At 48.9% G+C, this 8,593-nt stretch carries 5 protein-coding genes; 3 read left to right on the top strand and 2 right to left on the bottom strand.

The window, feature by feature from the left end; translation table 11 throughout:
* Positions 1 to 83: 83 nt before the first annotated feature.
* A complete protein-coding gene (locus V6C93_RS06625) occupies positions 84 to 305 on the top strand; it encodes a hypothetical protein (protein WP_333475864.1) in 222 nt (73 codons plus the stop codon).
* On the opposite strand, the gene V6C93_RS06630 is transcribed toward V6C93_RS06625, so the two are convergent.
* Positions 302 to 4,612: a response regulator gene (locus V6C93_RS06630; protein ID WP_333475865.1), complete on the bottom strand. Its 4,311-nt coding sequence runs from the start codon at positions 4,610 to 4,612 to the stop codon at positions 302 to 304. The two genes, V6C93_RS06625 and V6C93_RS06630, sit on opposite strands and share 4 nt — an antisense overlap.
* A 1,010-nt stretch (positions 4,613 to 5,622) precedes the next feature.
* Between V6C93_RS06630 and V6C93_RS06635 the strand changes: the two genes are divergently transcribed.
* Positions 5,623 to 6,267, top strand: a complete 645-nt coding sequence (locus tag V6C93_RS06635; RefSeq protein ID WP_349262630.1) for a DUF3318 domain-containing protein — start codon at positions 5,623 to 5,625, stop codon at positions 6,265 to 6,267.
* 2 nt (positions 6,268 to 6,269) lie between these two features.
* Here the strand turns inward: V6C93_RS06635 and V6C93_RS06640 are convergent, their stop codons facing one another.
* On the bottom strand, positions 6,270 to 7,049 hold the full coding sequence (locus V6C93_RS06640) for a 7-carboxy-7-deazaguanine synthase QueE (protein ID WP_333475866.1): 780 nt from the start codon (positions 7,047 to 7,049) through the stop codon (positions 6,270 to 6,272).
* A 392-nt stretch (positions 7,050 to 7,441) separates the two neighbouring features.
* Between V6C93_RS06640 and V6C93_RS06645 the strand changes: the two genes are divergently transcribed.
* Positions 7,442 to 8,443 (top strand): sugar transferase, encoded by a 1,002-nt coding sequence (locus V6C93_RS06645; protein ID WP_333475867.1) that lies wholly within the window; start codon positions 7,442 to 7,444, stop codon positions 8,441 to 8,443.
* Positions 8,444 to 8,593 lie beyond the last annotated feature (150 nt).

Raw genomic sequence — 8,593 nt, forward strand, 5'->3', positions numbered from 1 at the left:
CTAGGGAGCCGGTCAAGAAGTCAAGGTTGACAAAATCTACTTTCTGGGGATGGGCGAAGCATTCGGAGACTAATTTATAGTAAGTGTCCAGGATTTTCCGTCCGAATGCTTCGCCCCTACAACTTTCATATTATGGCTCTCTTGTCAAATACTTGTACTTGACCGGCTCCCTAGGGTCATCTTTGGGTCATCTTTGGGTCATGCTACGACGAACAGCGCGATCGCCTCCAGCACAAGCGTTGCTTTTCGCCAATGAATCAACAGCGCGATCGCTCGCTCAGGCACGTTGGTTTAAGCCATCCTAACCCTTGCTGATAAAGGCATGAATACGTTCTAGAATCTGCTCTAACCCACTTAGCAGGTCAGATGCACCCAAAAGCTGATTTTCTTCAGCCTGACGCTCTAACTGGGCCGCGATTTCTGGCATCTCGTAGATGGCGACCGTGGCACTGGAACCTTTGAGTTGGTGAGCGCGACGGGCAAGGGTGGCGCAATCGCCCGCTGCGAGCGCATTCTTTAATTCTTCCAAGTAAACGAGAGCATCTTCTAGAAAAACTTGTAAGAGTTCTCGTAGAAATTCAGTATCTCCTCTAGAAAGTTCTGACAACATCTCTAAATCCACAGGTGCTTCATTGAGGTGTTCAGGAACAGATGGAGAACATTTCAGGGAGTTAGAGAGGTGATAACTGTTGGGAGTTAGGGGGTTTGAGTTTTGACTGTTTGGAATGCTCAAGTACTCGGTTTGCAGTTCTGGCTCCCCGCCTCCTTGACTCGCTGAATCCTTGACTCGCTGAGGTACCCAGCGTTCTAAGACCTGTTCTAATTCTTCGAGCCTCACAGGTTTGCTGACGTAGTCATCCATGTCTGCCGCCAGACATTTTTCGCGATCGCCTACCAAAGCATTAGCCGTCATAGCAATCACGACAGTTCGACGAGATTCACCTTCAAAGGCACGCAAGAGTTGGGTTGTTTCGTACCCATCCATGACAGGCATCTGACAGTCCATCAAGACAATATCGTAGGCGTAAGCCGATGAGGGGGGATGAGTGGTTGATAGCGATCGCAAAGCGTTAGTGGCATTAGGAGCGTGATAGGGACAAAGTTCGGGGGTCAGGTGAAGACATTTGTGGACTTTGTCGGGCTGGGACGCTACGATCGCCTGACTATATCCTGTGACACTTCGGTTCGCTTCGCTAAGACCTCTCCCGTCCCGCTGCGCTAACGCTATCATTAGAGCTTCGGTTCCACTCTCCTCCTGTTCCAACAGCCCCCAATCTCCAGTCTTACTAAAGCCTGTGCCACTCGTTAGCCAATCCAGTGCTTCCTTGCCATTAACAGCACAATCTGCCTCATAACCCAACATTTTCAACTGATTAAGTACTACCTTTTGGTTAGTTGGAGTATCTTCTACCAACAAAATTTTCACTTTTGAACGGTAGGTTGCGCTCTTAGGGATTAGCGATGGAGGTTTCACTAGAGTTGCCTGACTCTTCGGGTTGCACTCATCCAAGGGCGTCAAAACCTGCCTGAGACAACCCAATAGCTTAGAGGCTTTCAAGGGCTTAGTGATACAACCACTAAATCCCAAATCCATCAGGCGTAAGGCCAGCGATCGCTCTTGCACCGAACTCATCAACAACCATTTTGTCGATCGCTGTAGTCGCTGGGAGTGACTCGTAGCGGGTAAGCCAACCGGATCCAAATCCGTCAATCCCTGACTCGGACTATGGGCTTGAATCACCAAGGCCAAAGCCGCTCTTACACTTTCGCTTTCCCGCTCCAGCAAGTTCAAGTCGAAAATCGCGACATCAATGAACTGATTTTGACTCTCAACAGAGCGCCAAACCGTGACGGCTTCTTCACAACTGGAGGCTTCCATGACCTGCATTCCCCAAAAGGTCGCCAGAGAATGCACCACCTTCCGAAGTGTGGTGCTGCCGCTGATGATGAGCAGTCTCAGTCCGACCAAATCGAGTGCGGGGGTTGGTGTAGCCAGGTCACCCGCTTGTTTAGCCAGCGGCACTGTGAACCAGAAGGTTGACCCCTGCTGTGGGAAGGAGGAGGGGGACGCAGGGGGCGATAATGTAGCGCTAGCGATGTTAGGAACATCAGCGGAGTGCGATCGCCCACAGGGGGAGAAAAAATTCTTTGGTTCGTCTGCTACTCCTACTCTAGAAACTCCCTCTCTTCTACTCGTGCTACCTTCTGTTCCCTGAGGTGCAGCCATTTTCACCGACCACCGCCCCGGTACGAAGGCCGCCCCGTGACTGGCGACGCCGATTTCACCTCCCATCAGCTCCACCAACTGCTTACAAATTGCCAATCCCAAGCCAGTGCCTCCATGCTCGCGTGTGGTTGAAGTATCCACTTGGGAGAAAGATTGGAACAGCTTCTTTTGGTCTGCGGGTGCAATGCCCATACCTGTATCCGTTACGGAAAACCGCAGTTCGGAATAAGTAGAGGTCTCAAATTCTAAGGACACTTGAATCACAACTTCCCCAGCAAACGTGAATTTGATCGCATTCCCGACCAAATTCATCAGAATCTGCCGCAGTCGATGGGCATCCCCAATTAACTGTTGCGGCACATTATTGTCAATTAAAACGGCTAATTCTAGCCCCTTGCTCTGAGCTGCTGTTGCCAGTAAATCCGCTACGTCTTCAATGCAGCGGTTTAACTCAAATTCCTGCATCTCTAGACGCATTTCACTGGCTTCTAGCTTAGAAAAGTCGAGAATGTCGTTGAGCAGCGTCAGCAAATTCTCGGCACTGACCCGTAGCGTCTGCACAAAGTCTACTTGTTCGGGATTCAGGTCTGTTTTCGCTAGCAATTCGGTCATTCCCAGCACCCCATTCATGGGAGTGCGGATTTCGTGACTCATGTTGGCGAGAAATTGGGATTTGAGCCGCGAGTTTTCCAAGGCCGCTTCTCTAGCTCCTACCAACTCGTTGATTCGGTCGGTAGCAATCACAACGCCGCCCACTGACCCTTCTGGAGTAGACCAAGGTTGAACCGCCCAACGCAGGGACAACGTGGAGCCATCATCTCGCTCCCACTTATCTTCTGGCTGGGACAAGACTTCACCGTTCAAGGCGCGTTGCACAATCGCCCGCCAACGCTGTGGGAAGTCGGAGAAAACCTCACAAAGCGTCCGACCCATCATGGACTGTCCTTCTAAGCCGTAATCGGTTGACCACTTGTGGGAATGAACCAGACAGCGCATCTGAGTATCGAACATGGCGATGGCAACGGGAGCATTGGCAATAATCTCTCGCAATTGCTGGCGCTCTCGTTCTAGTGCTTGCCCGACCTGTTTGCGCTGGATACCGAGGGCAATCTCATCGGCAATGAAGGCGAGGGCGTTGCAGGTGTCTTGATTGATAGGTTGGCGGGCAAATAGCGTAATGACGCCCACAAGTTGATTTTCAACCACTAAGGGATACCTGAAAAAGGCAACCATCCCCTCTTGACACACCCATTCGCGAAGGACGCTACCGTGTCCCGTTTCCCTCTCCTCTAGCAGCAGCTCATCCACAAGATGATTGGTTAGGTACGGCTGGCGTTCTTGAGCCATGAGACTGAGGTTCAAGGAAGTCACCAAGGCGCGGTCAGGAATAGTATCGGGGTGACTACAGGCTCCAGCACTGGCCTCTAGTTCTAGGATGTTCTGGTTCTCTTTGAGCAGCCAAATCCGTGCTAGGGCAACGTTGAGGTGTTGTACAATCGCTTGTGCGCACTGTTGCAGCATACCCCCCAAAGTGCCGCCCTGAGTTAGAGCCAGACCTACCTCAGTCGCTAATCGGGTTTGACGCGATCGCTCAACTAAAATTAATTCTGCCTGTTTGCGATCGGTAATGTCGGTGATCGAGCCAGCGATTCGATAGGGTTGTCCTGTCGCATCTCGGCAAACGGTTCCACGAGAGTGAACCCATCGACTGCTACCCTCTCGATGCAGCAGCCGATGTTCGATGTCTAGATGGGGGGTTAATCCTCGCCAATGAGCAATTGCAGCCGTGAGCACGGCTTGCTGGTCATCTGGATGCACGAAGTTGAGCCAATTCTCTGAGGTAATGTCAATTTCGCGATCGCCATAACCCAAGAGGGCTTTGAAACTTGGAGATACATAGAGTTCATCGCTCGTCAAGTTCATCTGCCAAGCCCCAACTTGACCCCCGCTCATCACCAGTGCATACCGTTGTTCACTCTCACGTAGCTTTTGTAACAGTTGGGTACGCTCAATGGCATAGCCCAGGACATGAACGAGCAAAGGGGTGTTTACCTGTTCTTTGAGCAGATAATCCTGTACTCCTGAATCAATAGCCTTCACGGCTAGATGTTCATGCTCCTGATCGGTTAGCACAACAATGGGTGTAAGGGGGACTTTTGAACGGATACTCACAACAAGCTCCATCCCCTGATCATCTGGCAAGGAGAGGTCTAATACAATGACATCAAAGCTGTCTTGCTCCAAGCGCTTTAGCGTCTCATCAAGTCGCTGAGCATGAGTCAACTCAAAGCTTATCCTTTGGGTTTTTGATAAGAATTCTCCAAAAAGTGCAGCTTCTTTGAAATTGTCCTCAACCAAAAGGACTTTCAGCGATTGGGCTTGCATTGTTGTGTTGGTTATTCCCTTTAGTTGCATCCGAAACAAGTAGATTTCTAACCCTTAGCGTGACATCAATTGTTCAAATTCATGTGATTGGCTTGTTCTCCCTCCTGAATAGATGGCTAAATCAGTTGGATGGGTTACCGTTTCTTTTATGATGCTAGTGACTTTTTACAACATCAATATTCTCATCGCCTGACTGTCTAGCAGTAGAGGTTTAATTCCATGCAATCCAAGTAATGATTCCACCTGTTATTATAGGAATGCCACTGACTTAAGAACTCTCCTACCTCATCAACCAACCCTTGTGCAGGGGGTCTCTAGGTAGGCACTCCGTACAAGCCTTATTTTATTTTCTAATCATAGTTTGCAATAATTTTTATTGAAATTATTAGGTTTTGGCTAATCTTTACAAAAATAACAAAACGACTTGTTCAAGGCTTCTCAAAACTGGGTAGCTCGTTTTCGCATTAAGGCGCTACAAATACTCTTTTCCTCTTCTTTTCCACCCCCAATCTGTAGCCTCACAGCGGCGAACTAGTAGAAAGCTTGATTCTAACCCCTGATTGCTCAGAATGGCAGCCGCTTGAGTGATTTTTTCAGTTACGTGTTTTTTACCGTTAGGCTGGTTATGAGGGCGAGATGATTAAATACGGGAGGATTAAATGCCCTTATTTGACCAACCGTGAGAGAATGCAACCCATTGTCTGACGGCGTGGAGGTTGTGGTGAAGTTAGCTAGACTGAATAATAGATAAGGACAGGAATACTTTTGTTCTGTTCGATACTGTTCGGTTAAACGCTGCTGCGTTAAGACGGCGTAAGCCTGTGGATATGCCTTCTGAAAAAGGGCAATTGTAGCAGGAAACCCCGACTGCTCTCTGGGCAGCTGTACGCAGTCCGGTAAAAGCCCATGTCATCAGTCTTGGACATGGCGCTGGGAGGGTGCCACCATTCCAAGTGATACCCTTATTGATAGTTTGTATTGATAGTTTGGAGTTTTGTAGAGGCAGATATATGACATCCTATGCAACCTCTTCTGCCAGAGCCGAGATGAGTGAACTCCGGCGCTTGAAAACGTTACTGCCACCAGAATTGCAGAGCTGGGTCATGGTAGAAGCAACCACAGAAGTCAATCCACCCTTGCTTCGTACTGAAGAAATTGGCAGAGATGAGGTTGAGATTCAAATTGACTTAGTCAAATGGGAGCAACTTGCCCTTGACCAGCGCAACTTGCTATTTTGGCACGAAGTGGCTCGAGTTCAAAATGATACCATCCCTAAAGAAGGCTGGGAAATGGCAGCCCTAGCCATTGGTTTGGGCGGTGCTGTGGGCGAACTGTGGGTACAAGATGGCTTGCTCCTGTTGTTGGCGCTGGCGCTGTGTGGCGTTTCCGGTTGGCGACTGTATCAGAAGAACAATGGGGAGAAAACCCTTAAAGAATCGTTAGAGGCGGATGAAAAAGCGATCGCCCTTGCCACTCGTTTTGGTTATACTCTACCCAACGCTTACAAAAGCCTCGGCAGCGCTTTAAAAACCCTAGTTGAAATCACTCCAAGTCGGCGTCAACGGCGCAAATACGAAGCACGGCTTTCTGCGCTCAAAAAGAGTGCATCTCAAGCCAAGGCACGAGTTAAATCTCAACGGGAGGAACAGTACTAGTACTAAAGCTGACCCATCATCTTGTGAGTCTGCGGTATAACCCGGACGGACGCGAGGATGCGTTTCATTAACGCTTGCCAAGCAAGAACCTGTTCGGGAGAAGGCACAAGCAAGTGCTGATTTGATTCCTCCAACGGGGTTACCGGTTGGAGAAATAGGGGAATTTCGGGACTGACCTGTGCCACCAATTGAGCAGCTTGCTCTAACTCAATTGGGTCTGTGTTGCGGTCAACGATAACCTTGACAAAGACCGCCACAGATGACTTATGACAAAGCTGAAGAAATTCGCTGTGTGCCTGTCCTGTGTCCTCCCCACTCACACTCTTGAGCTTGATATCCATACCTACCGAATCTAAGAAGGGCAGAACCATCGCTAGCTGTTCGGGACGGTGACCAGCAGTTTCCAGATAAATCGGTAATTCAGTCAATTGGCGTAATAGCGGGAGAAACTCGACGAGAAATGGAGCATGTAGCAAGGGTTCGCCACCCGTAAGCGCTAGGCTATCGTGTAAGCCCGGTTGATTTTGCCATTCCACCCATTCGAGGAGCTGATTCCCCGATACTGGATTGGGATGAGTTTCAAAATCCCTTTGTCCCGGCGTCCGTTCAATACGACACTCAGAGGGAACTCCCCAGGTATGGGCACTGTCGCAAAACTTACAGCGTAGGTCGCATAGAGCAAAGCGGATAAATAGCTGACGAGTACCGACGTTTAGCCCTTCCCCTTGAATGGCAGAAAAAATTTCTACGAGGCGAGCAGTGAGCTTAGTTTCTAGCGGCATGATAATGCTGAATTATAAAGTATGAAGGAGCCAAACGGCTTAGTTATGGGCACGACCTAGGGGGGTTCGCTGGGTAGCCAGTACACCCGGCGAGTTTGAGAGTGACTTTTTCTAGCCAGTGTTGTGCAGCAGCTTTGCCGTGTTAATCTTATGGGGGTGAATTTGCACGAGCAAGTGGAACGTAGTCCGGTCAAGGTGCGTCATGGGGGTAGCGCTACACATCACGAAGAACACCAACGAGTCCTAAATAAAAAATTGTCTAGCACACGTTCCCTCGAACTCTCCGTTCATTAAAATGGAGCATGAATTGAGTCCAACTAATTGGCGAAGTAGAAGATTGTAGGACAAAATAGTTGGTCAGAACGATAGGTTACAACTGAGTACCAATTTTTATGCCTGACCCAGTTCCAGAAACAGGTTTTGAGGTAGATTTCACAAACGATACTGCTGTGATGCAGATACCCGTTCGCTTGGCTGGGGTTGACGCTGTGGCCTTTAAAGACGCTTGTCACCAGCTTTTAGAGAGAAGTTCGCTGCCCCAGAAAATCGTTTTTGATTTTTCACAGACGACCTTTATCGACAGCAGCGGTATCGGCGCAATCGTTAGCAATCATAAAAGCGCTCGACTCAAGGAAATTAAGTTGGTACTCAGGGGCGTGCTTCCGCAGGTGCAAGCCGTGCTGGAAATGACCGCACTCGACAAAGTCTTGACGATTGAACCTCTAGAGGAACCAACAACTCCGGTTGCAGCGCGGACAAAAACAGAGCTACCAACGACTCACCCTTCTGTACGCTCTAAAGTAAAGCGATTCTTAGACGTGGTGGGTTCACTAGTGGGTTTAGTACTTACGGGTTTGGTGTTTATTCCGATCGCAATAGCTATTAAGCTCAACGATCCAGGCCCCATCTTCTTCAGTCAAACCCGCTTAGGTTGGATGGGCAAGCCTTTTCGGATTTGGAAATTCCGCTCCATGAAGGTTAATGCTGAAGAAAGCAAAAAACAGCTTGAAAGTCAAAATAAAGCCGATGGCAAGACGTTCAAAATAGACAACGACCCCAGAATTACATCGGTGGGTCGCATTTTACGGAAGACGAGTCTGGATGAACTGCCTCAGTTTTGGAACGTCCTCAAAGGTGAAATGAGTCTGGTTGGCACCCGACCCCCAACACCGAATGAAGTCGATATTTATGAGGTACCGGAATGGCAACGTTTAGATGTCAAGCCAGGAATGACTGGCGAGTGGCAGGTCAATGGACGCTCTTCCATAAAGAATTTTGAAGACATCATTAGACTGGATTTACGCTACCAGCAAAACTGGAGCTTGGCGTATGACCTGAAGCTCATTCTCAAAACAATCTTGGTTGTGTTTCGTAAAGACAGTGGCGCTGTTTAAAAAACCCTGGAATCTTGTGTGGTTGAGGCATAACGAAAAAGCTCTCAAACAAGACCGTCTCGAAGTCGAGACGGACTTACACGCTGTTACAAAAGTTTTACAGTGGTTTGAGGACTTTACCAAACCGATGCTGCCTCAACCCTCTCAGTC

It is taken from the genome of Allocoleopsis sp. (genome assembly GCF_036703385.1).
In the GTDB taxonomy this organism is placed as follows: domain Bacteria; phylum Cyanobacteriota; class Cyanobacteriia; order Cyanobacteriales; family Coleofasciculaceae; genus Allocoleopsis.